This is a genomic window from Vreelandella sulfidaeris Esulfide1 (assembly GCF_054072535.1).
In genome coordinates this window covers 1,759,652-1,785,820 of the sequence record NZ_CM133364.1, presented here as the reverse complement: position 1 = coordinate 1,785,820, position 26,169 = coordinate 1,759,652, and the positions used below count along the sequence as shown (strand labels likewise).

Genomic DNA, 26,169 nt, shown 5'->3' with positions numbered 1-26,169 from the left:
ACAGAAAAAAGAGCAACCAAGGGTTGCTCTTTTTTTCTGTCCACTGAATGCTTACAGCATCATTGCCGCTAGCCACCCAAAGCCTACTAACGGGATGTTGTAGTGCAGAAACGTCGGCACTACGCTATCCCACATGTGGTCATGCTGACGGTCCACATTAAGGCCTGAGGTCGGGCCCAACGTAGAATCAGACGCGGGAGAGCCGGCATCTCCCAACGCCGCCGCGGTGCCAACAAGCACGACAGTTGCCATTGGCGAGAACCCAAACTGGACGGCTAACGGAACAAAAATAGCAGCAATAATGGGGATAGTAGAAAACGACGAGCCGATACCCAGGGTAATAAACAGTCCTACCAACAGCATTACCAGGGCAGCCAGCCCGCGATTATCGCCGAATAATGCAAACGCACCTGATACTAACGCATCAATTTCACCGGTGGTTTTCATCACTTCAGCGAAGCCCGCAGCGGAAATCATGATAAAGCCGATCAGCGCCATCATCCGCATACCGCTGGTAAACAGGTCATCTGCTTCACGCCATTTGAATATTCCACCCATGGATAACAGACCAATACCGACCAACCCGCCCAATATCATTGAGCCACTATAAAGCTGGAGGCCCAATGCCGCGACAATGGCCACCCCTGACATCACAAGACCCAGCATATGCGGCTTTGCCGGCGCACTCGCTTCGGCCACGTTGGCAGCAATGTCTTGCGCCTGGTACTCACGAGCTCCCCGGTAACTCCATAACAGCGCCACGATAAGCCCTAACGCCATGCCACCGACAGGAATAGCCATTGCCATCGGCACCATGCCGCGGGTGATCTCCAGCCCCAGCGGCTCACCTGCACTGTTGAGATTAGCCAACAGTATGTCATTCAAGAAGATTGCCCCAAACCCTACCGGCAACAGCATATAGGGAGCCGTTAAACCAAAGGTGAGCGCACACGCCACCGCACGACGATCTAACTTCAGGCGGTTCATCACTGTTAACAGCGGCGGTATCAGTACCGGTATAAACGCAATATGCACGGGGATGGCATTTTGCGAAGAGATCGCCACCAGTAGGACCGCTGTTAGCAACAACATTTTGACACGTGCCTGATGCGTGGCAGTGGTCTCTTTACCTAGCAGGGTTATCAGGCGATTCGCCAGCATATCCGGCAGGCCAGAGCGGGAAATGGCGACCGCAAACGCCCCTAGCGTCGCATACGCCAACGCAACCTGTGCACCACCCCCCACCCCTTCATTGAAGGCCTCCAACGTTTGATCAAGAGATAAACCACCGACTAGACCACCGACTAAAGCGCCCACGACCAGCGCAAATACCACAGAGACACGCGCCAGTGACAGTGCCACCATCACCAGCACCGCAAGAATTACTGCATTCATGAAAATCCCTAGAGCTATTGAGAGGTTATTAACGGCAAAGGGAGCGAATGTTAGCAGATTAAAAGTACAAACCTAAGCCTGGGATACTTATCTAAAGCCCTGCCACTTTAGTCGACAATCTATTGCTGCACCGCATCATGCTGCCTACCATCTTTTCTTTTACCTTAATTAAGCCACGCAAGATTTTCCTAGGAGCTCACATGAGCATACTTGCCATTGTCATTTCTCTGCTTTTATTGATGTTCCTGGCTTACCGAGGTATCTCGGTCTTGTTGCTGGCACCTCTTATGGCATGTTTAGCAGTACTTCTTTCAGGCGATATGGCTTTTTTATTGCCTATCTATACCGATACCTTTATGCGTGCGCTGGGGAACTACGTTATTCAGTTTTTCCCGCTGTTTTTATTAGGCGCTCTTTTTGGACAGTTAATGGCAGATTCGGGCGCAGCCCAATCGATTGCTAACGGGATTGTTAAAAAACTGGGCACTCATCACGTGGTACTCACTGTGGTGATGGCCTGTGCGGTACTCACTTATGGTGGTGTATCACTGTTTGTGGTCGCCTTTGCGATTTATCCTATCAGCCGTGAACTGTTCCGCAGTGCTAATGTTCCCAAGCGTCTTATTCCCGCCTCGATTGCGCTTGGCTCTTTCACGTTTACGATGACTGCGCTGCCAGGCACCCCTGCGATTCAAAATGCGATTCCTATTCCTTACTTTGAAACCAACAGTTTTGCTGCCCCAGGTTTAGGCATCATTGCCGGGCTTATCATGCTCGGTTTGGGAACGTTTTATCTACAATCGCGCGTCAACAAAGCAGCGTCTAAAGGCGAAGGCTATGGGCATCATACCGAACGCGAAGTGACCACCGGTGAAGATGAAACGCCGACTGCGCAGATGCCTCTTTCGCTAGCGCTGATACCACTGGTCATGGTGATTGGATTAAATGCATTGTTTACCTACGGTGTATTTCCCGCGATGGATTTAAGCTTTATCAGCGACGCGTTTGAGAATGTTTCCCCCTCGGGCCAAACCGGACTGTGGGCTATCTTAATCGCGCTACTGAGTGCGTCGGCTTGGCTGATCATTACCCGCTGGAAGCAATGGCAGGACCTAAAAGCTACCGTTAACCAAGGCTGTTTGGGCTCACTTTTACCCATTTTTAATACCGCCTCTGAAGTCGGTTACGGCGCAGTCATTGCAAGCCTTGCGGGGTTTGCAATTATCCGCGATACAGTACTCTCCGCATCACCCGGAAATCCGTTAATTTCTGAAGCCATGGCGATGAGTGTACTCGCAGGGATTACCGGTTCTTCCTCCGGCGGGTTGTCTATTGCACTAGAAACCCTGGGCAGCGAATACCTGGCAATGGCACAGGAAGCAGGTATTGATCCGGAACTGATGCACCGAGTCGCAACGCTAGCGGCAGGTGGCATGGATACCCTCCCCCACTCGGGTGCAGTGATTACATTGCTGGCTATTTGCGGTTTAACCCACCGTCAGTCTTATGCGAATGTCGCTATCGTGACCATCGCATTACCGGTTGTGGCATTGATCAGTGTCATTACCCTAGGCACCTTATTTGGCAGCTTCTAAAACCCTGCAACGCATGCGATAGTCAACTATCCGTAAGCCTGCCAATAAAGAGAACGCCATGGCTCTCATCCGTCGCCATTCATTGCTGTTGATCATCTTGGGAAGTTTGGTTATTTCCACTGCCATGGGGTTACGCCATGGGTTTGGGCTCTTTATGGAACCTCTCAGCAGTGAGCTAGGCTGGGGACGCGGCGTGTTTGCCTTTGCGCTGGCTTTACAGAATCTCGTTTGGGGCCTATCGCAACCTTTCACCGGCGCGCTGGCGGATCGTTTCGGGGCCGCGAGGATTATCGTGGTGGGCGGCTTGCTATATGCCTTGGGATTGCTATTTATGAGCCTCTCGACCTCGGCACTAGGCATGACGGTTAGCGCCGGGCTATTGATAGGTCTTGGTCTTTCCGGCACGACATTCTCAGTCATTTTGGGCGCAGTTGGCCGCGCGGTAGCGCCTGAAAAACGCAGTATGGCCATGGGCATTGTTAGCGCAGCGGGTTCGTTCGGGCAATTCGCCATGCTGCCCGGAACGCTTGGCTTGCTAGAGTGGCTTGGCTGGGCGGCGGCGCTGATGGCAATGGCGGCTATCGCGACCATTATCATTCCGCTGGGCGCCATGTTACGCGATAAACCTTCGGCCAAAACCACCGCTGATTTAAGCCTAAAAGAGGCGCTCAACGAAGCAGCAGGCCAAAAAGGCTTCTGGCTACTCTGTTTAGGCTTCTTTGTTTGCGGCTTTCAGGTGGTTTTCATCGCTGTCCACCTCCCTGGCTACTTATTCGATAACGGCTTAGCGGTGCAGGTAGGAACAACGGTATTGGCATTGGTGGGGCTGTTTAACATTGTCGGCACCTATACCGCAGGTTGGATGGGCGGCATCTGGTCCAAACCCAAGCTACTGACTTGGCTTTATTTAATTCGTGGTGTAGTGATTACGGCGTTTGTCTATTTACCGCTTAGCCCCATGAGTGCTTATGTTTTTGGGATTGCGATGGGATTGCTATGGCTCTCTAGTGTGCCACTGACGAATGGCATTGTGGCGTCAGTGTTTGGTGTACGCCATCTTTCCATGCTCGGAGGCATCGTGTTTCTGTTTCACCAGTTAGGGTCTTTTATGGGCGTTTGGCTGGGCGGTTACCTTTACGACCTGACGGGGCATTACAATACGGTATGGCAAATAGCCATCGTACTTTCTGTCGTGGCGGCTGCATTACATTGGTTTATCAATGAAAAGCCGCTTGAGCGCAGTGTACTAACCGAGATAACCCCATGAACATCACTCTCGTTTTCAGCTCCCTATTATTAGCAGCTGCCTTGATAGGCGGTTTGGCATTAGCATGGTGGGGCTGGCAAAACCTCGACGCCTCGTTATTGATGTTTGGTAGTCGCCTCTGCTAAAACCTACGGCTTAAGACAGCTATCAGTGGTTGATAAGGCTTATCTTGAGCAGCGTCATTTTTTTGTATGCCACGCCTCTGTACACTCATATCTCAAATAGATAACGCCTAAGCGTTACTTTTTATGCCCCCCTGACATGCGGAAGCTCCAATGGAACTTGTGGCATCGCTTGCCCGTCAATTCAAAGATAGCCTGCGCGATCTTGCGCCGGTGGTATTGGTAATAGCTTTTTTTCAATTAGTGGTTATACGCCAACCACTCCCTGACACCCTTGCTTTGATTGATCTAGGACTCGGTCTGGTATTCGTTCTCGTGGGACTCACACTATTTATTAAAGGCCTTGAGCTGGGGCTTTTTCCCGTCGGTGAGAACTTAGCGCGCGCTTTTGTAAAAAAAGGCTCTGGCACTTGGTTATTGGTGTTTGCTTTCGCCCTGGGATTTGGTTCCACAGTAGCCGAGCCTGCGCTCATCGCCATTGCCTCGCGAGCAGCTGAAGTCGTTGCGCAAGGCGGCCTCATTGTTGACACCAGCAGTTCACAAAATGCCTTCGCGCTTGCGCTACGCTTGGTGGTCGCTGTTTCTGTTGGCACTGCAGTCGTAGTAGGTGTGGTACGTATTTTTAAAGGCTGGCCGCTGCACTTAATTATAATTGCTGGCTACGTAGTGGTGTTGCTGCTGACCCTCATTGCCCCGGCTGAAATGGTAGGCATTGCGTATGATTCTGGTGGCGTAACCACCTCGACCATTACCGTGCCCCTGGTAACGGCGCTGGGTGTTGGGTTGGCCTCCTCGATCAAAGGTCGCAGCCCTATGCTTGATGGCTTTGGATTAATAGCGCTTGCTTCTGTCATGCCGATTATTTTTGTACTGCTGTTTGGCATTATTGGCCTTCACTTCGTGCCCGGAGTCGCACCATGACGCTTATTGCTACTTTCTGGGGAACGCTACTCGATATCCTACCCATTGCCGCGATTATTTTCGGCTTTCAGTATCTGGTGATTCGCCGACCCGTAAAACGCCTGTCCCAAGTATTGACTGGCTTTTTCATGGTATGGATTGGGCTCTCATTTTTCCTGGTTGGTTTGGAACAAGCGCTGTTTCCCATGGGTGAGTTAATGGCTACCCAACTTACCAGCCAAGCGTTTTTACCAGCCCTAGCAGCAGGAGCAGAGCGCCACTGGAGCGACTACTACTGGGTATATATCTTTGCATTTGCTATTGGGGCCAGTACTACTATTGCCGAACCCTCGCTGATTGCGGTGTCGTTAAAGGCAGGCGAAATTTCCGGCGGCACGATCGACCCCCTAATGTTACGCATTGCCGTTGCCCTGGGCATGGCTTTTGGTATTACGCTGGGAAGCTGGCGCATTGTAATGGGCTGGCCTTTACAGTGGTTCGTATTCGCCGCTTACGTACTGGTAATAATTCAAACCCTGCGTTCGCCCCGCGCCATCATACCGTTGGCGTTCGACTCGGGGGGCGTCACAACGTCGACAATCACCGTTCCTATTATTGCTGCATTAGGCTTAGGGCTGGCATCAGAAATTCCCGGCCGAAGCCCCATAATGGATGGCTTCGGTATGATCGCTCTCGCCTGCCTATTCCCGATAATCACCGTAATGGGTTACGCCCAACTTGCTCAATGGCGAGCTACGCGGAAACGCTCCGCTAATAACTTAACGACTCAGAACAGCAACTAATTAGGAAAAGGAGATCACGATGCGCTTTAAACTAATTGTCGCGATGGTTGAAGACACACTAACGGACGCCATTCTTGAGGCGGCTCGCCAAGCTGGCTCTACCGGCGCCACGGTGATCAATAACGCTCGCGGCGAAGGGCTTAATAAAGCGCACGGCATTTTTGGCATGGAGATTACCGCGCAGCGGGATATGCTGCTGTTCCTGGCCGAGGAGCACCGCAGCCGCCATATTCTCGAGGCGATTGCCCAGGTAGGCGAATTTGATGAAACTCCCGGTACAGGGATCGCCTTTCAGTTGGATGTCGAAGACGCTGTGGGTATTAAAAATCAGATCAGATCGCTTTCTGATTCAGCGGATTTATAGGTTCGCTACTCTGAGGCTTCAACCCATAGACCTGCGACGCCACTGACGCACCAGCACACCTTGCTTGGGCGAGAACAGCAACGCCATAAAGAACCAACTTGTCGCCACCAATACAATGGAGCCACCAGAAGCAACATCTAACATCACAGAAAGCCACAGCCCTATGACTGCCGAGCTAACCCCCACCCCCACTGATATCAGCATCATGGTTTTAAAGCGATCCGTGAGTAGATGTGCCGTTGCACCTGGGGTTATCAGCATCGCCACCACTAAAATGATACCCACCGTTTCCAAACTCGCCACGATGGTAAGGGTTAACAGTAGGATCAATCCGTAGTGAATGATACTGGTATTGAAGCCCAGTGCCTGAGCCTGCAGTGGGTCAAAGGCATAAAGCAGCAATGGCCGATAGGCGAGCCACACTACCAAGAGGGCAATCATGCTGGCCACCAATGTCAGCAGCAACGCCGAGGGTTGAACACCCAACACGTTGCCAAACAGGATATGCATTAGATGAGTACTGGAGGCTATTTTGCTGATAATCACAATACCCAGCGCAAAGGCGCTAGTGAACATCAAGCCCATGGCCGCGTCAGATTTAATGCGTGTATGACGCTCAATCGCACCAATGCCTACCGAGGTCAGCGCACCGGTAATAAATGCGCCGATAAAAAACGGCCAGCCTAATAAGTAGGCAATCGCAACACCAGGCAATACCGCATGTGAGATAGCATCACCCAGAAGCGACCAGCGCTTGAGCACTACGTAGCAGGATAAAATGCCGCAAATGGCCCCTACCAGTACCGAGGTCAATAAGGCGCGCTGCATAAAAGCGTATTGAAATGAATCCGAAACACTATCGGGCAATAGATTGACCACCACCATCAGAGCCGAGGTGAGCCAAGCTATCAAGGCATCGCCGAACAGGCCAAATGCCATCATTAGTTCTGCCACGTTGTTTACCCCTGGGCTGCCTTATAAACTGATGCGTTATCGATAGGCATATCATCCGCTGACTGCTCGGTTGAACTCACTGCCAGCTCGGCCAATTTTCCATCGCTGAGCATCTCCTCCGGCGTTCCAACCCCGCGAATAAAGCGATTGATCAACACGACGTGATCAACGTGACGACGGGCGCCGGGCATATCATGAGTTACCATTATCACCGTACGCCCCGCCTCCCGCTCACGGGCAAGCACGTCTAAAATCAATTGTTCGCTGGGTGGGTCTACGCCCGCCAATGGTTCATCAAGGAGTAAAATATTGGCCTGCTGGGCAAGTGTACGCGCCAGTAGTACGCGTTTTTTCTGCCCCCCGGAAAGCGCGCCAATCGGGCGTTCAGCCAGTCCCAGCATATCCACGGACTGCAACGCGTTATAGACGGCCTCGCCATGTCGGCTATCGTACCAGCGCGAAGGAAGCAAACGGCGCCACAAGGGATCATGGCGCATATGCCCATAACGGCCGCCCATCACGGTTTCCCACACCGAAACAGGAAAATCCCATTCAATCGCTTCACGCTGAGCCATATAGGCGATGTGCCCCGCTTTACGGTGCGTCGAAATTGGCTCACCAAATGCCTGCACCTTGCCGCGCAGTGCTTTCATACTGCCGGTAAGCACATGAAACAATGTTGATTTCCCTGCCCCATTCGGGCCCACAATGGCCGTCCATTTATTGGCGGGAAACTGAAGATTAATATTTTCCAGCACGGGTTGGCGCTGGTAGGCCGCATATAGGCCCTTGATGTCAATCGCCACAGGGGCATCGCCTAATGTCGTTGCCATGATCGTTTACTCGGTTGCCAAGGTTTGGCGTAACAGCTCAACGTTATGACGCATCATGGTGAAATAATCACCTGCTTCGCCACTGGGCTCACTGAGTGAATCCACATACAAGGGCCCTGCCACCTTTACGCCTGTATCGCGTGCCAAACTGGTCACGTGGCGGTCAGAAATAGTGCTTTCCCAGAACAGCGCCGCCGGTTGGCGTTCATTAATCATATCCACCACACGCATCAGCTGGCGGGGGGAGCCTTCAGTTTCGGCATTGGTGCCCCAGATACCATCGTGCTCAAAGTGGTAAGCATCTGAGAAATATAAAAAAGCGGCTTCACTACTAAGCAGTACACGGTGTTCTTCGGGTATCACCTCTAAGCGCTCTTGTAGTTCCACATGAAGGGCATCAAGCTCATCAGCAAGAACGCTGCCACGCTCCTGAAAATCTTCGCTTTCATGAGGCAAGGCCCTGGCTAACTCATCAGCAATAACGCTGATGTACGCCGAGACTGCCCGTGGATCCATCCACAAATGCGGGTCGGTATCGCCAGCCAAGTCGCCAGTGACAATAGACTGAGTGGGGTAATCGGAAGCTTCCGCCACTGCCACGAGCGGCACACCTTCAAGCAACGTGGCTTCTACTTGCGGCATCCACTGTTCTAACTGGTAGCCGTTGTAAAACACTATATCTGCCGTTTCCAACGCTGCGAAGTTACTCGGGGTCAATTCCCATTCGTGCACTTCTGCACCGATTGGGGTTAATACAGAGACATTGGCATCATCCCCTGCGACGCGTGAGACTAAGTCACCTAGTACCGAAAAAGTCACGGCAACATTCAGAGGAGACGATGCACTCTCTTCCGTCTCAGCACTAGCCATTACGGCGCTCAGCAATAACGGTAAGCTTAACGCGATACCCAGATTGCGCTTATTCATTGTCGCTCCCTTATGCCTTACCTAGTCAGTAGACTGTAGCTCAACAATACAGCTTTAGGCAAATAATTTAGCCTTGGCTAACAATGTTGCACAAAAACACGTTACAATTCCATCGACTATCGTAAGAGCTATTCAAAGGGCCATTTCAAAAGCTATCTCAAGTACTATTCCAAGGGCTATTTCAAAAGCTATCTCAAGAACTATCCAATGATTGTTACCACTGTCTCCGATATAATTTGCCAATGACTGATTCTAATCCGAACGATTCGTTGACCGCCTCAAGCATTCCAAGTGATGCCCTGCCTCCCGTGGAGCAGCATGCGCAGCAGTATGCAACGGTACGCAATGCGCATGAAACAGAGCTAATTGAAGACTACGTTGAACTCATTGGTGACCTATTAAAGCACCGCGGCGAAGCGCGAGCAGCAGACATTGCCAATCGTATGGCAGTCAGTCAGGCGACAGTATCGAAAATGATTCGTCGATTAAATGAGTTGGAATTAGTTACCAGCAAACCCTACCGCTCTTTATTTCTGACCGAAGCAGGCCAAAAAATGGCGGAAACCTCACGCACTCGCCATGATATCGTGCTGCATTTTTTACGGGCTCTTGGGGTTAAAGACGCCACGGCGCGTATTGATGCCGAAGGCATGGAGCACCATGTCAGTGATGAAACGCTGGCCATCATGCAGCGTTTTACTGAGCAGCAGAAATAGCAGCGTTGAAACCGATAGCATTAACGTCAGCGTCTCCTTTGACACTACCGATATATAGAATCCAAGAGACAGTAAAACTGTTGGTGTTAACGCTAGGCCGTACGAGATAAAGTTCGGTCATGTGATACTGATCGCTGACCAAGTCTGCTTGCTCAATGAGCGTAACAATGAGTTGAAAACCCTTTTAAATAGGCTAATCTCAGAAAATAAAACAATATTTTTACAGCCAATTCCCAAGAGGTTGTATGCTCAAAAACATTCATTTTCCTCATGCAGCGCTTGCCACGTCGATGCTTGCTCTGTCTGGCTGCACCGGCATGGGAGAGACCCGTTCGAGCGTTGATGTACCTGGTGAACCTGAGAGCGCAAAAGCCCAACTATTAGAAGCAGGCGCAAGCGTGATGCAGACAGACACGCCCCCATCACAACTCGATGTTTACCTGGTAGGTTTTCATCCGCTTAAAAAAGACCCACTACATCAATTTGAAGCCCACCATTTCTGTGATCAGGTAAATGAAGACTTCTTGCAATGCGCTCTTTATGACGGTAATACGGAGGATGCAAAGCTAAATGGTATTGAATATATCATTTCTGAAGAACTCTTCGAGCAGCTTCCAGAGGAAGAGAAACAGTTCTGGCATCCTCATAACGGAGAAATCCTTTCAGGCCAGTTAGTAGCTCCTAATTTACCTGTTGCTGCCGAACATGAACTGATGAAAAGTAAAATAAACAGCTACGGTAAAACATGGCATACGTGGGATACCGCACATGGCGCGCAGAGCGAAGGAGGCGAAGCGTCATTGCCCCTTGGAGAGCCATCTTTGGCATGGTCATTCAATCGTAATAGTGAAGCGAATCCAGACCTGATCGAGGAACGCGACCAGCGTATGGGAATCGACACAGAACAGCGCCGAAAAGCGCGGCAAGATTTAGTGCCACTAGCCAAACCGCAGTCTGGCATAGATACCTTGCAAGGCGAATTTCCAAGACCAACACAGCCCATACCAGGCGTCGAGGCTAAATCTTCTAATTAAGATTAAAAAATCAACACCTGATTGCGGTTGGCCACGCCCTGCTTTCAGACTCGCAACTTACTCCCCCCAGCCTTTAATTTATGAGTGTCAGGGAAGCACTTTCAATTCGATTACGGCCATTGCGCTTAGCATTCAATAACAACCGGTCGGCACGGTTAATCAAATCATCAATCATTTGGTCATTACGTTCCAGTGTAGTGAGGCCGACGCTGACGGATAGATTAGCGTCTTTTAGCTTGCTACTTAGCCGTTCAGCAATCGCGCGAGCACCTTGGATATCCGTTTCGGGAAACACGATGATAAATTCATCACCGCCATAACGACCGAGTAGATCACAATCACGAATCGTCTCTCGCATTGCGCGCGCAACCGTTTTCAGCGCTTGGTCGCCTGCGCTGTGTCCTTGTTCATCGTTAAGTGACTTGAAATGGTCAATATCGAGCATTAACAGGCCGAGCGATAGGCCATAGCGAGAAGCCCGCTTGAACTCAGTCGTCGCCAGTTCAAGGAGGTGACGGCGATTGTACGCGTCAGTCAACCAATCGTGTGTGGCTAGGTAAGTTAATTGTCGATTGATGGACGTTAATTCGTTGGTGCGCTCCATCACACGGCGTTCTAATTCCTGTTCAGAATGGTTACCGATTTCCGAACAGCCGCCTAGGCTAGAGGGATGGACAATGCAGAGCAAATGGGTCGCTATGCCTTGATAGTTATTAATAGGCATTAAAAGAACCTGACAAGCGCTTTGATAGCGCTCGCTATTAATGCACCCACCACCCACTTCATACCGAACGGGCACCTTTTCTTTCATACAGCGAGCACAATTTTCAATTAGTTCAGCACGAAACGATGTTGGAAACATATCAGCAAGGTGATTGCCCACATAAACGTGTCGACCGCTCAACGCAGCCTGCTGAGAGGGATTGATGGACTCAACAACGAAATTATCCTGCCCTTCAAAGCGCACAACCATCATTGGGGTAGGAAAAAAATCCCAGAGAATCTGCAGCATAGAACCTGCATCATCGCTAAAATAACTTAAAAAATCTGGGCTGTGCTGCATAGGCATGATCATAGACACGCTCTCCTAGCAGGGAGTATTGACCAGTAAAAAAGCTTTAATTTTTCTTAAGAAGCGAAACTTAGCTCGGAAAAACCCACCTTCCACTGCTCACGGCACTCCTGAAGTACACGATATTCGCTGTTTTTCTGCGTTACAAAGGTGGTCAATAATTGATGTAACTCAGGCGTGGCATTCGTTTCCAGCAACCAACTAAAGAATATATACGTCGCTTCAGCGGCTTCCTCAGCATTTACAAGAAGCTGCCTCCCCATATTTTCATCTACTACAAAAAAATGCTGACTGTTTTTATTAAAAAACGGCGTTTCTTTTAGCTGGCTAACGTTAGCAAACACATCAAGCCTCATCTGACTAGCGACTGCTTGCAAACTATGAAGCCTGTGATCGCACTCCATACCGATTGCATTCATCAAACGACTAATAGAGGAATCAAAAGGCAGGAAGCTCAACGACAAGCCGCGATAGCGATTCAGCTCTTTTGCCTCTTGTAAGCAGGCTAAGTTCAGCTGTTCCTGAGGCAAAAAATTATATTCTTTTGAGGTGACCATACATAAACCCCTTTAGTGCTATAACCAAAACCCACTGATAAATGGGTTCATAAAGGGCAATCCTAGGGCGAAGCAAAGCTCACTTACTATAATATATGTTAGCTATTCAATAGCCATTACGAAGTTAATATATATTAAAGCTATTTTTACCATTTAAAATTAATTTTAATGCTAACTAGAGTCCTATTTGCAAATATTTAATTATCATAAACATTGGATACCTCATCTATTATTGTTAATAAAAAGCACCAAACTAAAAAATATGATATTAAAAAAATAATCTTAAATTACCCAAAGGAACTGAATGGTGGGGCAAAAGCTGATAAATCAGGGTGAGTACCAGTGAGTCGTTGCTAGAGGAGCAAATGCTCAAGCGTATCGCGTCTACTTCGGCTACCCCCATTACCTAGTCAGGCGCAGGGGGCTTTTTGAAAAAATAGTTTTAAATAGACTAGATGTGTAAAGACTAGATTTGGAAAGGCATACGGAAATCAAGGGTTAAGTCGGGGGCATCGTCAGTCAATCCGATACCGACACTCGTAACAATCGACGTGGTGTCCGACAGGCCATAGGTAGCACCAAAATTGACAGAGGCCGCATTGGCACTGCTACCGATGACAGTCTGTTCAGGCCCCCCATCGGTGGTGACTTTTGTTTCGAAAGCGTGCTGATGCGTAAACGACATGGACAGACTGAAGCGCTCATTCAAGGCAAAAGCGGTACCGAAGCCCAGACGAATACTGTCGCCAAGATTCACTTCACCTGGTACATCCTCTTCGCTTGAGCCTATATCGTCAAAGCTTCGCTTGATGTTATGGGTATAACCAATATTGGCGAAAATAATGGCTGGGTCCACGGTTTTAAGAAACGACAAGCCAGAGCTCACGCCCCATACACCATTTCCCGTTGGAAGGCTGGTCGGTACTGTCAAATTCTCGAATCCACCCTCACCATCATCTACAATCCTGCTATTCGTTCTAATATCGTAAGGATGCTTGCCGGTCGGTGCCCGAACGGAGAAATTCCAAACAACATCTGGCCTAACTTCGGCTTCGGGTAAAAGTCGATAATATATACCAGCACTGATGTCTCCAAGGTCGCCCTGGCTAACGCTTTCTTCGACTAACCCACCCGTTGACGCACCGGCACCAATGGTCTCGTACTGGCTGCTACGGTAGACGTAGGGAATCATCAGCTCTACTTCCAGCCGATTTGTTATCCCGTAGCGTGTGCTTAAATCGAAAGTGGTAGTGTGGCTCTCTACGGTATCGACATTTATATTGCCCAGAAAGATCGCATCCAGCGCTAGAAATCCACTTAGGGCTAGATTGCTGCGGTCGGAATATGAGTAGCTGATGCCAGGCTCGATCGTCAAGCGATCTGAGAACAGCGCATGCTCCTCACGTAAAACATTCTGGACACTTTGACTGGGCTGGGCTTCTCGAACCACCTCATCGTTTGCTCCTTGAGCCATAGCCTCTGGTGATACATACACCGCAGCGAGAAAAAGTAGCGACATCGATAGTGGGTAGCCGACAGACTGCACCTGTTTTTTCGTTTTGTTATACAGCATCATTGATTCCCTTAAATGTAAACTCGGTACGACCATTTCGCCTCCACTCCTTCGCCCAAGAAGGATGGCGTAACTTATTGATACCCTCCGTCAATCCATCAGGCAATAGCGTTGGCAATATAAGCATGAAAAAGGCCGATAATTATCGGCCTGTTATACATGAAGCAGGTTAAAACTAGGTTTCACTGGAGATGTTCTAATGCGCGAACTGAGTTCAGTAAATGTTTGAAATCTTCGTTAATACTGGCGCTTGAACTCTTCCCCAACTGTACGTGTAAGCGAGTCATGTTGCTGATCTGCTGATGGTCACTGGTGAGCTGAATAGTCTGATGCAACCCTTGCCGTGAGCGTATTTCCTGGCTTACCACGCCTGCGCCGGGTACGGATAGCGACATACCCAGCCCCCCGCTGTGCTTGCCAATGGTTACCTGGGCACCGCCCGGTGTGGTCTCTGTTAATTTATTATTAGCTGGCTGAACGTTGCCCCTCCCCACTTCGTGCCCCACATCAACCCAGAAAGCGTTGTTGGCGCTATTGAAGTTACCACCCGCCTGTACCAGTTGCACGACCCCCTCGGCATTTAAACCGCCAGTGTTAATGACCGGCGCTGTATCGCTCATTGCCTGCTGATAGGCAGCATACTCCGCATGCGTAGTAGCGGTAATATGCGTTGAGAACTGAGGAGATGGCTGACCTCCCCTCAAGTCGATACCTAGATTCGCCCGCGCATGAAGGTCTTCCCCTGTCGAGGTTTGCCAACGCGTTGACATTTCTACGCCGAAAAAGAGTATTTCCCGGCTATTGACCGCCTTGCCACGCAGCTGCGCTAGCTCATGATCCGCCAACTGCCTCCCCTGCTGGAAAGCCGGATCGTTGAAGTCAGTAGCCAAAGTTGCCCCCTGCGCCCGCGGTGAAACTACTACTATTATGGAGACAACCATCAGCGATAAGGTAAACACGTTAAACCAATATTGCTTTTTTGCATGCCCGTTCATGCTTTTATCCTTTTAATTATTGCGACAAACGGTTAGAACACCTCTGCATGGCGGAACCCAAAATCCAGTAGTTGCTGCTTGGGTACCGGGGAAAAGACATCCGTTAGCCGGTGTGCCGTCAACGGCTGAGACGGATCGAGCAGGACTGTATGCGTATCAAAATCCTCACCGATGACAGCAAAGATGATGTTGTTCCAGGCTTCCATAAAATCGGAACGCGGCATGATAGTGTTGCCCAGAGAGGGATCACCGATATAGACGCGGTCTCCCACGACCTTCTTCATCACGACGAAGTGCTGGTAGCCGGCTAGGTCGAGTAACACAATGACGGGAATAGATACGGCATCCAGGGCGTCCTCCTCGATTTCGTACCCCCTGGCCCGCATGCCAATGGATTCCACATAGTTACGTAAATCGAGTAGCGAAAACCCCATGCGCTGCGCTAGCTCAGGGTCACTAACGGCAAACATTCCCTCAAGAACATCTACCTCGGTCACATCTGACCAGCCGTAGGCATACTTGAGAATGGTTGCCAGGGATGCCGCGCCACAGGAGAAGTCTGTTTCCTGCGCTATGAGGTTCTCAAAGCGAAGCTCACGAATCGACTGCACTTCTTTGGTTACCAAGGTGCCAGGCACGATATTGCCGAGCCGAATCGGCGAGGCTTCCGCCCGTTTTGTGGGTAGAGTGGTACCGGCTATCAAGGTCAAGCTGAGCAGCGATATCGCCACGGTTTTCATAGACTCTCCTGCAAAGCATGCAGATTTGAAAAAACCCGGCCCGTTTCGCGGGCCGGGTTCAATCACCCCACGCGGCTTACTGCGCGCTAGCGATAGACAAGGTATTGCTTTGCATATTGCCGTTGCCAGAGGCGATGTTAACGCCCACATTGCCTTTGGCCCCGTTCAATGAACCGCTTAGCGACGCATTATTTGTGTTGTTACGTACATATACTGTGCGATATGGAGCATTGACTGTGTAAAGGTCATTATCTGACACATTATTGTAGGACACCTGAACACCACCGGTGGTAGCCTCAGCAGAGCTACCCTGACCTACCGCAAGCGTCATAGCATTGTTTTGAATATTACCTGCCCCAGCGGTAATGTTGGCGCCAATATTACCCGAAGACTCGTTCAGCGAACCGCTAAGCGACGCATTGTTTGTGGTGCCATCGTTATCGTATCTATTGTTGGAGGAGGACTGAATCGCGAAAGTCGCTGCCTTGGCAAAGACCATGTCTTCATCACTGCCGGGACGATCGCGGCGGTCGCTCCCTGTTAGGTCCTTAAAAGCATCCCCGTCGTTAGCGATGGCCGTATCGTTGGCCTGCTTGTTGAGGTCACCGGACGCTACGTTAATACCAATATTGCCGGTCGCACCGTTTCCAGAACCAGTGACAGTGGCATTGTTTACATTCTTGTCAGAATATACTGCATTATCGTCGGTGAACTGCTTGCGGTCGATGGTGGCCGCAGCGAAATGATCCGCGTCATCGGCAGTTATGTCCAAATCAATTTCCACATCGATGTTGTTATAAACTTCGTGCGTTAGACTTACTTTGATATCGTTTTCAACATCAACGTCTAGATAGGCGTCGGTGTCGAAATCATTGCTGCCATTGAACTCGGCCAGCGCATAGGGAGCCGCTAGAAGAGCAGCGATAGCCACTGCAAGAGGTGCTTTTGTGAATGTTTTCATTGTCTTTCTCCTGAATGGAACTACGAGCCTTGCTATTAGTTTACAAAGGCGCTGCTACCTAAAAGCCCCAGATGTCATGCGGATACCGACATGGTTCCCTGTAGCATTGCCCACTCCAGCCGACTGATTCACTTGAATGACACCACGTGCCCCAGCAAAGGCCGATTCCTCAATCTCGACCCGCCGCGACTGAGCATTACCCTCAGAATCTTCCATCGACTCCTGCTTGTTGGACAGGACTTGGCTCAGCGATTCGCTGGTCAGAGAGCTGCCCCTTATGCCCAAAGCGACACTCAGCGTGTTGCTCTGTACATTCGATTGCCCCGCCGCCTGATTGACGGATATCCAGCCCACCGCTTGGCTCAGTGCCTGATCTTTAATCACGGCATTGGCCAGTTCGGGCTCGAGGCGATTGTTTGAAGTGGCGATCTGCACCACGATGTTATTGGCCAAGGCGTTGTCTCCCATGGCAATAACACCAGAATTGCTCTGCAGATTGCCGTGGCCTGAGGCCATATTAATGTTGATGGCCCCCTGCACATGGCTGAGGGAGTACCCATCAATGAAGGATGAGGCCCGGTAGGTAGTGGTGAAAACCCGATGAAAACTGTCATCCGAGGAGCTTTCTTGTCCCCAGACACTAGCAATGGAACTCGTCATAACCAGAGCCAACACTCCTTTTGCTAGCGGAGACCCCGTCTTTAGCACCCCTTTGCGTTTGGTGCGTTTAGCCGGGCATGCATGGCTCTTAAATCCAAGACAACTACCAATCTCTTGATCACGCTTCAGCTTGGCAGTCACCTGTTTCGAAATCATCGCTATTTACCTGCAGCCCGAATATTTACCGTTACAAAATTGTTACTATAAATAACCTAAAAACACTATCCGACATGTGCTGAAACCTGTTTTAACAATACTAAGAAGATATCAGAAAGTTAGACACCTGATATTCACCGAAAAGCTAGGTGGTTTTGATCATGCAGGAAAGAAGGAAAACAGATGAAGCGGCGCTACTGCGCTAGCATTATTCATTTAATTTAGAAATTTAAAAAACTAAACATATATTAAGAGGCTGAAATTAATATTAACTAAAACTAAACATAAGCTCGCTAACGATTAAGGTGAACGAACTGACGAGCATCATTGATGGACATCAGCATTCTTTATTAAATAGTAGCGGCCAGGCCACATATGCCCTACCAGCTTGATCGGCCATCGAAAAACACCCGTTTAGCACCTCACACCCATAAGGGTTATTTATCATCAATTGCGTAGACATTAATATATTTTTATTTCAGCTACAGTATCAGAGCACTTTTAAGCTAATGACTAATTAAGATTTAATACCAAAGCTGCTTACTTAAGAGGCTATTTAGTCAGCTCTATATAATTAAGTATTGTTAAAACAGCATTATCTTGTGTAGACCGGTAGCATGAGCGCTATCACAATGGTGAATTTACTTTAAATCTTAAAGCCAGTTATTTTGATAAGATTAGGTTCAGTGACTATAAAACAATTGTTAAACAGCTAACATTTTCTGCTCCCTCTTCCATTTGACCAGCCTCGCTTGTTGGGACATAACGCCCTACATGGCCTACAGATAACCTTTCAATAATATTGTGCTATCAGGATCGCGGCACGACATTCTCGGGGATAAACTTTTCATGTTGCAGCAACGCATTGCCTTTGGCCCGATGGCCAACTGATCAATACGTACGTTGGTGAGTTTTCCAGCGCAAACTTGCAACGGCGCCTGGAACGTTTGTACTGCCCCGTACGCTTATCATTTACCCTTTATGAGCTAATTGGCAAAGTTCCACTTAAACAGGATGTAGTAATGCGCTTGAATCGATACGCTTTTATTAGCAGTTCTCTCCTACTGACGGGGCTTGTGGGCATTTCTACTAGCTACGCCGATGACTTGCCCGCCCCGGTGCAAGCCCTCGCCAACCAAGGGTTAGAAATTCACGGACAGTTTGATGCCCCTGGCGGGCTACGCGGCTATGGCGCCAGCGCCCAGGGCCGTGACATGGCGATCTACCTAACGCCGGATAAAGAGCATGCCATTATCGGCACATTAATGGATAGCCAAGGCAATGATCTTACTGAAGCGCAGCTGGATGAGCATGTACGAGCGCCCTTGGAAGCTGAAACCTGGCAGACATTGGAGGCCAGCCACTGGATTCAAGATGGCGACGTGGATGCACCGCGGACTATTTACACCTTTACGGATCCAAACTGCCCCTACTGTCGTCAGCTCTGGCATGCCGTTCGTCCTTGGGTCGAAGCCGGTGAGGTACAGCTACGTCATATCATGGTGGGTATTTTAGCCCCTGACAGCCCCGGCAAAGCAGCCGCTCTCTTAGGTGCCGATGATCCTTCCGCAACGTTACATGCACATGAAAGCGGCGACCAAGAGATAGAGGCCAGCGCTCAATCTCGTGAGATCGAAGAGCAGGTATACGCCAATAATCAGCTATTTGAAGAGTTGGGGTTATACGCTACGCCGACAAGCGCCTTCCAACGTGAGACAGACAACGGCACTCTTCGAATCGACCGAATAGAAGGCATGCCCAGCGAGTCGCGCTTAATAGAAATGATGGGCAGTGAAGCGCCCTAACGCGTCAAATGAAAACTCCACCGCATACTATTTTAACTCTGCGGTGGAGTAGAGCCAGTATCAATCCTCGCTTAAAGCCTCAAACCCTGTCCCCCTACGTTCCATGGCTGTGCCTCGCCTTTAAGGCTATCGAGGTTGCAAGAAAGTCGAACAAAACTTCTTGCCGCATTAGCTCCCTTTCCTCATTTGCCGTTCAACTGAGCGGTTAGTCCCATGCGGCGTCAGTCAGCGCATTGAGTGGGATTTTCAGATAACGCTGGCCGTTATCCTCCGGCTTAGGCAATGCACCACCATTGATATTGATCTGCAACGATGGGAGAAGCAGCTTAGGCATGGGTAATCCCGCATCTCGTTCGTTGCGCATAGAAACGTAGTCCTCGACTGTCTGGCCATTACTCAGATGGATATTGGTTTCACGCTGTTGACGTACGGTGCTTTCCCACACCGGTTCACGCCCATCGGGCCTGTAGTCGTGACCGGTAAAGAGCCGGGTCTCATCCGGTAGAGATAAAATTGCTTGAATAGAATCCCAAAGGCTATGGGCATTACCGCCGGGGAAGTCGGCGCGAGCAGTGCCGCCATCCGGTTGGAATAACGTGTCGTGGACGAAGGCCGCATCGCCGATGACATAAGTGATTGAAGCCTGCGTGTGTCCAGGCGAGAACATGACGCGGCCTTCTATCTCTCCAATCCGAAGCGGATCACCTTCGGCAAAAAGATGATCCCACTGACGGCCGTCAGCCGGGAAGTCCGGCCAATTGTATATCTCCTTCCATAGCGCCTGCACTTTCGTAACGTACGCTCCTATGGCCGTTGGTGCCCCTGTCTTTTCCTTAAGATACTGTGCTGCCGAAAAATGATCGGCGTGTGGATGCGTATCGAGAATCCAGTCAACAAAGAGCCCCTCCCGTGCGACGTAATCTAATAACTCATCGACATGGTGGGTAGCAGTTGCCCCCGACTTCTCATCAAAGTCTAAGACAGGGTCAAGGATGGCACAGCGGCGTGTGGCAGGGTCGCTGATGACATATTGAACGCTTGAGGTTCTTGGATCATAAAAGCCGGCTACGTCCGGCCTGCCTGGTGAGTGTCGGAAATTAGACATAGCCTTCCTCGTTCTCCATTTTAGTCACAAACCTAGACCCTATTGGAATAACAAGAAAACAATGAAATACCTATCGATAAACAGCAAGTAAAAATCTGCCGAAGACGATCCGAGCGTGCTAACACCCAGGATGTTACGACCCGACGACAAGTTGATCGGATTTTAAGCCAAACAGAAGGGAAAACAGCCGAAATGGAGGCGGCCCCAAAAGCCACATCCCGGCACACGCAGCCACCACTACCGTTGCTCCCTTCCGGGCCTGGCGGGGTTCGCAGTTTAGCGTTGCGGGAGGACCTAAGGGGCCACCATAACGGCACACTCGGTTATTAAGTAAGTGTGCTAATGCTGATGTGGTGGCTACGCCCTGATTTGAACAGGGGACCCCATCATTATGAGTGATGTGCTCTAACCAGCTGAGCTACGTAGCCTTTGCCTCATCAACGGGTGCAGATTATGCCTATCTTAATGACGAAAGGCAAGCCGGAACCCGGCTTGCCTTTCGCGTCTAAATGGTTTTATTGAATAGCGGCACGTACAGCCTCTGCACCAGGCTCACCGTCGCGTGTGGTCACCCCTTCTAACCACTCGTCCAGCACATCATCATGGGCCTTCAGGTAGTCACGAGCCGCGTCACGGGGCGCTTCACCATCATCCATGATTGAACTCATGAGTTGGTTTTCCATTTCCAGTGTAAACGTCATATTGCGCAATAACGCCCCCACATTAGGGCACTCTTCCACAAATCCCGCACGGGTGTTGGTGTGCACCGTCGCACCGCCCAAATCGGGGCCAAAGTAGTCATCGGCATCAGAGAGATAAGCCATCTCGAAGTTGGAATTCATGGGGTGCGGCTCCCAGCCCAAAAATACCATCCACTGTTCGTTGGGCACCCGGGCGCGCAGTTCTGCCAGCATTCCGGCTTCACTTGAGTCAATCACCTGCCAATCGCCTAACCCATAGGCATCGTCATCGATCATTTGCTCAATTAGCTCATTACCGTCATTACCTGCCTCAATGCCATGCACGCTGCGCTCAAACTGGTCCGCATGCTCCGCCAGATCATTAACCGAGGTCACGCCCGCATCGTAAACGTATTGGGGCACTGCCAGGGTGTATTTTGCCCCCTCCAAATTGGCCACCAAGCGCTCGACTTCTCCACGCTCAATATAAGGGTCGCTAATAGAAGCCATTGAAGGCATCCAGTTACCCAGGAAGACATCAAAATCATTGTTCTTCATACCAGCATAGGCAATCGGCACGGAAACCGTGTCCACGCTAGGCTCGTAACCAAGCCCTTCGAGTACTTCACTGGCCAGTGCTGTCGTCGCGGTAATATCGGTCCAACCCACTTCGGCAAAGCGCACAGTGCTGCACTCATCGGCATAAACCGCCGTAGGTAAACCAGCCGCTAACAATAAAGCACCTGCGTAACGCGTAGAAAATCTGCTCATGATCATGCTCCCCTTAAAGCGTCCGCTGCGAACACTCCATTGCTGTAGTGGTCGCAAGCAGTGGAAATAATCGGCGCCTTTTTATTGATTGAACGTTCAATAAAAAAATGCCATCATGGATAGGTAACCATGCCTACGCCTGGGTTTCAAGCATCTACCCACGTATGGCATTCAACGGATTAGGAGAACGCTGTGCCAAAGGTGGGAATGGAACCGATACGCCGCCAGCAATTAATTAACGCAACGATGGTAGCGATTGATGAAGTCGGCCTAGCCGAAACCACGGTGATGCGCATTGCACGCCATGCGGGTGTTTCAGCAGGTATTATCAGTCACTATTTTGGCGGCAAAGATGGCCTACTTGAAGCCACTATGCGGCAAATCCTGACTGACCTTACGGATGCTGTTGCGGTTCGCCGCCAAGCGTTGGAAGACGACTCTCCCCGTGCGCATATCGGTGCCATTATCGAGGGCAACTTTGACCGCACGCAGGTCACCGGCCCTGCCGCCAAAACCTGGCTAGCATTTTGGGCCAGCAGTATGCATAAACCCATGCTGCAACGGCTGCAAAACGTCAATGACCGACGCCTCTATGCCAATTTATGCCACCAATTTCGGCGAGTAATGCCTCGCGCCGAGGCACGCAATGCCGCCCGAGGATTAGCCGCCATGATCGATGGCCTATGGCTGCGCGGCGCGTTAACGCCAGAAGGCCTTAACGCGGAAGAAGCGCGCCATCTTGCACACACCTATCTCGATCAACTTTTTGCTCATTATGGATGCACCCAGACAGCATCCAACACGCACCCTTAAATTTACGTATTCATGGAGACTGACATGGCCGCTCAAGATGTACAGCCGCTTTATATTGATGGTCGCCAGGTGAACGCCACGTCAGGCGAGACCTTTACCGTTACCAACCCGTTTGATGGCAGCTTGCTGGCCACTATTGGCCAAGCCAGCCAAGCGGATATCGACACCGCCGTCGACGCCGCACAGCGGGGCCAGCGTGAATGGGCCGCCATGACAGGCATGGAGCGTTCGCGCATTCTATTGCGCGCCGTGGCGCTGTTAAGAGAGCGTAATGATGAGCTCGCTGAGCTTGAAACCCGCAACACCGGCAAGCCGATCAGTGAAACCGCCAGCGTCGATATTGTCACCGGCGCTGATGCGTTGGAGTACTACGCGGGTTTAGCACCTGCCATTGAGGGAAGCCAGATACCCCTGCGCGATAGCTCTTTTGTATATACCCGCCGCGAGCCATTAGGCGTGATTGGTGCGATTGGTGCGTGGAACTACCCGATTCAGATTGCCTGTTGGAAAGCCGCGCCCGCGCTAGCCGCAGGTAACGCAGTGGTGTTCAAGCCCAGCGAAGTGACCCCGCTCACCGTGATGAAACTGGCAGAGATCTTCACCGAGGCAGGCTTGCCTAACGGCGTCTTTAATGTTGTGCAGGGTGATGGCAGCGTGGGTGCCATGCTCACCGAGCATCCCGGTATCGCCAAGGTGTCGTTCACAGGGGAAGCAGGCACGGGCAAAAAAGTCATGGCTGCGGCGGCCAGCTCTTCCTTAAAAGACGTCACCATGGAACTGGGCGGCAAATCACCCCTGCTGGTTTTCGCGGATGCCGATCTCGACCGTGCCGCCGACGCCGCCATGATGGCCAACTTCTACTCCAGCGGCCAAATCTGTACCAACGGCACACGGGTATTTGTTGAACGCAGCGTAAAAGATGACTTTGAAGCCAAGCTGGTCGAGCGCGTCAAGCGCATCAAGGCGGGCGACCCGATGGATCCGAGCGTCAACTTTGGCCCGCTGGTTAGCTTTGAACACCAAGAAAAAGTGCTTTCATATATTGCCCTGGGCAAAGAGCAAGGCGCTCGCTTGCTAGTGGGTGGCGACAATTGGGACAGCGGCAGCTTTGCAGAGGGTGCATGGGCCGCCCCCACCGTGTTTACCGACTGCACCGACGATATGCGTATCGTGCGCGAAGAGATCTTCGGCCCAGTGATGTCAGTACTTGCTTTTGATGACGAGGCGGAAGTGATTCGTCGCGCAAACGATACAAACTATGGCCTGGCTGCCGGCGTCTTCAGCGAAAGCCTGAACCGTGCCCACCGCGTGATTCATCAGTTGGAAGCAGGTATCTGCTGGATCAACACCTGGGGTGAATCACCCTCCGAGATGCCGGTAGGTGGCTATAAAGAGTCGGGCATTGGGCGCGAGAACGGTATCGAGACACTCAATCACTACACCCAGACCAAGTCGGTACAGATCGAGATGGGGCCGTTTGAGTCGGTGTTTTAAGGAGTTTTTATGTCTCAACCACGCGAATTTGATTACATCATTATCGGTGCTGGCTCGGCAGGTAATGTGCTCGCTACCCGCCTCACCGAAGACAGTAGCGTCAGCGTACTGCTGTTAGAAGCGGGCGGGCCAGACTATCGCTTTGATTTCCGCACTCAAATGCCCGCTGCTTTGGCCTACCCGCTGCAGGGTAAGCGCTACAACTGGGCATTTGAAACCGATCCCGAACCCTACATGGATGGCCGCAGGATGGAGTGTGGCCGCGGCAAAGGGCTAGGCGGCTCCTCACTGATTAACGGCATGTGCTACATCCGCGGCAATGCTCTGGATTACGACAACTGGGCCAAACAGCCTGGCCTCGAAGATTGGGATTACCTGAGCTGTCTGCCCTACTTCAAAAAAAGCGAGAGCCGCGATATTGGTGCCAATAGTTACCATGGCGGTGACGGCCCGGTCAGCGTGACCACGCCGAAAAGCAGCAACAACCCGCTATATCGCACCTTTATCGAAGCCGGTAAACAGGCAGGCTACCCGGAAACCAAAGACGTCAACGGCTACCAGCAAGAGGGCTTCGGCCCGATGGACCGCTTCGTCACGCCCAAGGGACGCCGGTCTTCTACTGCCCGTGGTTATCTGGATATCGCTAAGAAGCGTCATAACCTGACCATCGAAACTCATGCCGTTACCGACATTATTGAGTTTGAAGGGAAGCGTGCCGTGGGTGTTCGTTATGAACAGAAAGGCGAAAAACAGCAGGCCTACGCACGTCGTGAAGTGCTTTTGTGCGGTGGTGCCATCGCCTCCCCGCAGATTCTTCAACGCTCAGGTATCGGCAACCCTGAACTGCTGAAAGAGCTGGATATCGAGATGGTACATGCCCTGCCAGGCGTGGGCGAAAACCTCCAGGATCACCTGGAAATGTATATTCAGTACGAGTGCAAAGAGCCCATCTCGCTCTACCCGGCGCTGAAGTGGTTCAATCAGCCGAAAATTGGTGCTGAATGGTTGTTCAATGGTACCGGCGTGGGCGCCAGCAACCAGTTTGAATCGTGTGGCTTTATTCGCAGCGGCGATGAGGAAGAGTGGCCTAACCTGCAGTACCACTTTCTGCCCATCGCGATTAGCTATAACGGTAAAAGCGCGGTGCAGGCCCATGGCTTCCAGGCCCACGTTGGGTCTATGCGTTCAGAAAGCCGTGGCCGTATTCGGCTAACCTCGAAGGACCCCAAAGCCGCGCCTAGCATCCTGTTTAACTACATGGCTAAAGAGAAAGACTGGCAAGAGTTTCGCGATGCCATTCGGCTCACTCGCAATATCATCGCCCAGCCAGCGTTTGATAAGTATCGCGGTCGTGAGATAGCCCCGGGGCCCGACGTACAGTCGGATGCTGAGCTTGATGCCTTCGTCAAACAACATGCCGAAACTGCCTACCACCCCTGCGGTAGCTGCCGCATGGGAAATGATGAAATGGCGGTCACCGATGGCCAGGGCCGTGTTCATGGCATTGAGGGTCTACGCGTCGTCGATGCCTCGCTCTTCCCGGTGATTCCCACCGGCAACCTGAACGCACCCACCATTATGCTGGCGGAAAAAATCGCCGATCGTATCAAAGGTCACGAGCCCCTTCCCCGCGCCAGCGTCGACTACTACGTTGCTAACGGAACACCGGCCAAATGCGCCTGAACATTTAGTCGCTTTGTCACTCCAAACGCCATGGCTTATCGCCATGGCGTTTTTTTTGGTGGCGCTAACAACATCGAGCGGTCTCAAACACACCTAAAAACTTGCGTGAGGCGACCCCCATCTGCCAATATTCAAACAAGTGTTCGACTGTCTTTCCAACAGCGATTTTAGAAACGCGTTACCAACAACAGCTG

Annotated in this window: 24 protein-coding genes, 1 tRNA gene and 1 other RNA gene; 11 read left to right on the top strand and 15 right to left on the bottom strand. The window is 50.9% G+C overall.

What is annotated here, in order from left to right; all coding sequences use genetic code 11:
• Positions 1-51: 51 nt before the first annotated feature.
• Entirely contained in the window at positions 52-1,395 is a 1,344-nt protein-coding gene (locus ACW44H_RS08200) for a Na+/H+ antiporter family protein (protein ID WP_457508358.1), read from the bottom strand.
• Between the two features lie 200 nt (positions 1,396-1,595).
• Here ACW44H_RS08200 and ACW44H_RS08195 point away from each other — a divergent pair, with 200 nt between their 5' ends.
• The 5 genes from ACW44H_RS08195 (at position 1,596) to ACW44H_RS08175 (ending at position 6,446) form a co-directional block, all read left to right on the top strand.
• On the top strand, positions 1,596-2,990 hold the full coding sequence (locus ACW44H_RS08195) for a GntP family permease (RefSeq protein WP_457508356.1): 1,395 nt from the start codon (positions 1,596-1,598) through the stop codon (positions 2,988-2,990).
• A gap of 58 nt (positions 2,991-3,048) precedes the next feature.
• Complete coding sequence (locus ACW44H_RS08190) at positions 3,049-4,257, top strand: MFS transporter (protein ID WP_457508354.1); 1,209 nt, start codon at positions 3,049-3,051, stop codon at positions 4,255-4,257.
• A gap of 275 nt (positions 4,258-4,532) precedes the next feature.
• Entirely contained in the window at positions 4,533-5,300 is a 768-nt protein-coding gene (locus ACW44H_RS08185) for a DUF1538 domain-containing protein (protein WP_113267991.1), read from the top strand.
• A complete protein-coding gene (umpB, locus tag ACW44H_RS08180) occupies positions 5,297-6,082 on the top strand; it encodes a Na,Li,K/H(+) antiporter subunit UmpB (RefSeq protein ID WP_457508352.1) in 786 nt (261 codons plus the stop codon). Before ACW44H_RS08185 ends, umpB begins: the two co-directional genes overlap by 4 nt.
• A 19-nt stretch (positions 6,083-6,101) precedes the next feature.
• Positions 6,102-6,446: a P-II family nitrogen regulator gene (locus ACW44H_RS08175; protein ID WP_113267993.1), complete on the top strand. Its 345-nt coding sequence runs from the start codon at positions 6,102-6,104 to the stop codon at positions 6,444-6,446.
• 18 nt (positions 6,447-6,464) lie between these two features.
• Here the strand turns inward: ACW44H_RS08175 and ACW44H_RS08170 are convergent, their stop codons facing one another.
• The 3 genes from ACW44H_RS08170 to ACW44H_RS08160 are packed head-to-tail and all read right to left on the bottom strand — an operon-like array spanning position 6,465 to position 9,160.
• Positions 6,465-7,388, bottom strand: coding sequence for a metal ABC transporter permease (locus ACW44H_RS08170; RefSeq protein ID WP_457508977.1), 924 nt, complete (start codon positions 7,386-7,388; stop codon positions 6,465-6,467).
• 17 nt (positions 7,389-7,405) lie between these two features.
• Positions 7,406-8,233, bottom strand: coding sequence for a metal ABC transporter ATP-binding protein (locus ACW44H_RS08165; RefSeq protein WP_457508350.1), 828 nt, complete (start codon positions 8,231-8,233; stop codon positions 7,406-7,408).
• Positions 8,234-8,239: 6 nt separating this feature from the next.
• On the bottom strand, positions 8,240-9,160 hold the full coding sequence (locus tag ACW44H_RS08160) for a metal ABC transporter solute-binding protein, Zn/Mn family (protein WP_457508348.1): 921 nt from the start codon (positions 9,158-9,160) through the stop codon (positions 8,240-8,242).
• Between the two features lie 242 nt (positions 9,161-9,402).
• Between ACW44H_RS08160 and mntR the strand changes: the two genes are divergently transcribed.
• Positions 9,403-9,876, top strand: coding sequence for a manganese-binding transcriptional regulator MntR (gene mntR, locus ACW44H_RS08155; RefSeq protein WP_447043921.1), 474 nt, complete (start codon positions 9,403-9,405; stop codon positions 9,874-9,876).
• 245 nt (positions 9,877-10,121) lie between these two features.
• The gene (locus tag ACW44H_RS08150; RefSeq protein ID WP_457508346.1) at positions 10,122-10,910 is read left to right on the top strand and encodes an OBAP family protein; all 789 of its coding nucleotides are present in this window, start codon (positions 10,122-10,124) and stop codon (positions 10,908-10,910) included.
• 73 nt (positions 10,911-10,983) lie between these two features.
• On the opposite strand, the gene ACW44H_RS08145 is transcribed toward ACW44H_RS08150, so the two are convergent.
• From ACW44H_RS08145 to ACW44H_RS08115, 7 genes are all read right to left on the bottom strand, one after another.
• Positions 10,984-11,985: a GGDEF domain-containing protein gene (locus ACW44H_RS08145; RefSeq protein ID WP_457508344.1), complete on the bottom strand. Its 1,002-nt coding sequence runs from the start codon at positions 11,983-11,985 to the stop codon at positions 10,984-10,986.
• A 53-nt stretch (positions 11,986-12,038) separates the two neighbouring features.
• Positions 12,039-12,539, bottom strand: a complete 501-nt coding sequence (locus tag ACW44H_RS08140; RefSeq protein ID WP_457508342.1) for a hypothetical protein — start codon at positions 12,537-12,539, stop codon at positions 12,039-12,041.
• 466 nt (positions 12,540-13,005) lie between these two features.
• Entirely contained in the window at positions 13,006-14,148 is a 1,143-nt protein-coding gene (locus tag ACW44H_RS08135) for a hypothetical protein (RefSeq protein WP_457508340.1), read from the bottom strand.
• A gap of 146 nt (positions 14,149-14,294) precedes the next feature.
• On the bottom strand, positions 14,295-15,107 hold the full coding sequence (locus ACW44H_RS08130) for a hypothetical protein (protein WP_457508339.1): 813 nt from the start codon (positions 15,105-15,107) through the stop codon (positions 14,295-14,297).
• Positions 15,108-15,139: 32 nt separating this feature from the next.
• Complete coding sequence (locus ACW44H_RS08125; RefSeq protein WP_457508337.1) at positions 15,140-15,847, bottom strand: C39 family peptidase; 708 nt, start codon at positions 15,845-15,847, stop codon at positions 15,140-15,142.
• A gap of 76 nt (positions 15,848-15,923) precedes the next feature.
• Positions 15,924-16,808, bottom strand: a complete 885-nt coding sequence (locus ACW44H_RS08120; protein ID WP_457508335.1) for a hypothetical protein — start codon at positions 16,806-16,808, stop codon at positions 15,924-15,926.
• 54 nt (positions 16,809-16,862) lie between these two features.
• Positions 16,863-17,624 carry a hypothetical protein gene (locus ACW44H_RS08115; protein ID WP_457508333.1) on the bottom strand — a complete coding sequence of 254 codons (762 nt, stop codon included), beginning with the start codon at positions 17,622-17,624 and terminating at the stop codon, positions 16,863-16,865.
• A 1,022-nt stretch (positions 17,625-18,646) separates the two neighbouring features.
• Between ACW44H_RS08115 and dsbG the strand changes: the two genes are divergently transcribed.
• The gene (gene dsbG / locus ACW44H_RS08110) at positions 18,647-19,429 is read left to right on the top strand and encodes a thiol:disulfide interchange protein DsbG (RefSeq protein ID WP_457508331.1); all 783 of its coding nucleotides are present in this window, start codon (positions 18,647-18,649) and stop codon (positions 19,427-19,429) included.
• Between the two features lie 205 nt (positions 19,430-19,634).
• Here dsbG and ACW44H_RS08105 read toward each other — a convergent pair whose 3' ends face one another.
• From ACW44H_RS08105 to ACW44H_RS08090, 4 genes are all read right to left on the bottom strand, one after another.
• On the bottom strand, positions 19,635-20,534 hold the full coding sequence (locus ACW44H_RS08105; RefSeq protein ID WP_457508329.1) for an MBL fold metallo-hydrolase: 900 nt from the start codon (positions 20,532-20,534) through the stop codon (positions 19,635-19,637).
• Positions 20,535-20,736: 202 nt separating this feature from the next.
• Positions 20,737-20,833, bottom strand: an RNA gene (ffs, locus tag ACW44H_RS08100) — signal recognition particle sRNA small type.
• A gap of 52 nt (positions 20,834-20,885) precedes the next feature.
• Positions 20,886-20,962: transfer RNA gene (locus ACW44H_RS08095), tRNA-Met, on the bottom strand.
• An 87-nt stretch (positions 20,963-21,049) separates the two neighbouring features.
• On the bottom strand, positions 21,050-21,991 hold the full coding sequence (locus tag ACW44H_RS08090; RefSeq protein WP_457508327.1) for a choline ABC transporter substrate-binding protein: 942 nt from the start codon (positions 21,989-21,991) through the stop codon (positions 21,050-21,052).
• Positions 21,992-22,177: 186 nt separating this feature from the next.
• Between ACW44H_RS08090 and betI the strand changes: the two genes are divergently transcribed.
• Genes betI through betA form a run of 3 tightly spaced genes read left to right on the top strand, consistent with a single transcriptional unit; the run spans position 22,178 to position 25,975 of the window.
• Positions 22,178-22,798, top strand: coding sequence for a transcriptional regulator BetI (betI, locus tag ACW44H_RS08085; RefSeq protein ID WP_457508325.1), 621 nt, complete (start codon positions 22,178-22,180; stop codon positions 22,796-22,798).
• Between the two features lie 24 nt (positions 22,799-22,822).
• A complete protein-coding gene (gene betB, locus ACW44H_RS08080) occupies positions 22,823-24,292 on the top strand; it encodes a betaine-aldehyde dehydrogenase (protein ID WP_113268008.1) in 1,470 nt (489 codons plus the stop codon).
• A gap of 9 nt (positions 24,293-24,301) precedes the next feature.
• The gene (gene betA, locus ACW44H_RS08075; RefSeq protein ID WP_457508322.1) at positions 24,302-25,975 is read left to right on the top strand and encodes a choline dehydrogenase; all 1,674 of its coding nucleotides are present in this window, start codon (positions 24,302-24,304) and stop codon (positions 25,973-25,975) included.
• Positions 25,976-26,169 lie beyond the last annotated feature (194 nt).